The sequence below is a fragment of the Rhodopirellula sp. UBA1907 genome (genome assembly GCF_002337565.1).
GTDB classification, from domain to species: Bacteria; Planctomycetota; Planctomycetia; order Pirellulales; family Pirellulaceae; genus Rhodopirellula; species Rhodopirellula europaea.
The window spans coordinates 882-2,259 of the sequence record NZ_DDGH01000028.1; the positions used below are offsets into that span (position 1 = coordinate 882).

Here is a 1,378-nt window from a genome sequence, read left to right on the forward strand (position 1 = left end):
AGCGAACTTTAGACGAGGTGCGATGCTCGCTGCGTTTGAACGATCCAACCATCGTTCGAACTGGAATCGACCGGCCCAACCTTCGAATCGAAGTCGTTCGCTGCTACTCGGCGGAGGACAAGTTGAAGCAATTGCATCGCGCCCTCGAGATCGAGGGCATGCTGGAACGCACCGAGCCAGCGATTGTTTATTGCGGAACGACCAAGACGGCTGACCAGTTGGCGAAATCATTCGGTGGGTTGTGCTACCACGGCAAGATGCGAAAGGCCGAGCGTGCGGAAGCCCAAGAGCAGTTCATGAACGGTCGCCCGAGCGTGATGTTTGCGACTAACGCATTTGGCTTGGGAATCGACAAGCAAGACCTCCGACAAGTCATCCATGTTGAGTTACCGGGCTCGTTGGAGTCGTACTACCAAGAGATGGGACGAGCCGGGCGAGATGGCAAGCGATCACGTTGCACGCTGTTGTATGACCCGTCTGATGTGGATCTGCGGAAGATGTTTGCCGGCGGGATGATGGAAGCGAGCAAGATCATGACGGCGCATCACACGCTGGTTCGCGGCGTCAACGAGATTGGCAAAGACGGCGAGGTGGCTTTGTCGAAGCTGGCCCCGATCAGTCCGCTCGGCCGCGTCACGTTGAAGAACTGTTTTCAGTTGTTGTCGTCTCGCGGCATCGTTGCTCCCGCCGGACGAGGTCGATGGCGTTTGATTGTCGAAGACCTCGAGCACCGTGTGGCTGATCGACTGGAGGAAGCGACTCGGGTGAGATCCGAGGATCGCCAGGTGGCGCTGCGTGAGATGGTGGAGTTTGCCGAGTCGTCCAGGTGCCGGTGGCAATCGCTTCGTGAGCACTTTGGCGTCAGCGAAAGGACGGGCTCGGATTGTCTGTGCGATCAGTGTGGAGCTGTCGCGTCCGCGAGTGCGTGAGTAATTGGCTGTGAAGTACCCGGTGACACCTGACGGTCGATACTTTGTTCACCAGCAACGATTGTGGCGGTGCACCAATCCAAACTTGAGCGAACAGGAACGCCAGCAATACGTTTGCGAATTGATGAAAGCGAGACGGGACGTGAAGTCTGCGAAAGCATCGGGTGATGAAGACGCGATGCAAATCGCTCGCAATGCGGTCAACGCGGCGAAGATCAAACTTGGAGAACGCGGGCCGACTTGGTGGGACGACGACACCGATCACAACCGCCAATTGGTCAGGAATACACCCTACGCGGATTGGTGGGAGACGCGTTGAACCCGGCGGCCGGTTTTCTTTTGAAGCTGCCATTGTGCGGTTGGCTGGAACGGCATATACGCATTGTCCAAGGAACCATTCGAAAACAACTTCGGGATTTAAAAAAGGTAGCGGAAGGGCGCGAGCCCTC

The 1,378-nt window shown here is 57.0% G+C and carries 2 protein-coding genes; both read left to right on the forward strand.

What is annotated here, in order from left to right:
- Positions 1-929: helicase-related protein (locus B2R17_RS05840; protein WP_286763233.1), on the forward strand; the 929-nt coding region annotated here is incomplete at its 5' end.
- Positions 930-951: 22 nt separating this feature from the next.
- Positions 952-1,248, forward strand: a complete 297-nt coding sequence (locus tag B2R17_RS05845; protein WP_286763234.1) for a hypothetical protein — start codon at positions 952-954, stop codon at positions 1,246-1,248.
- Positions 1,249-1,378: the final 130 nt, after the last annotated feature.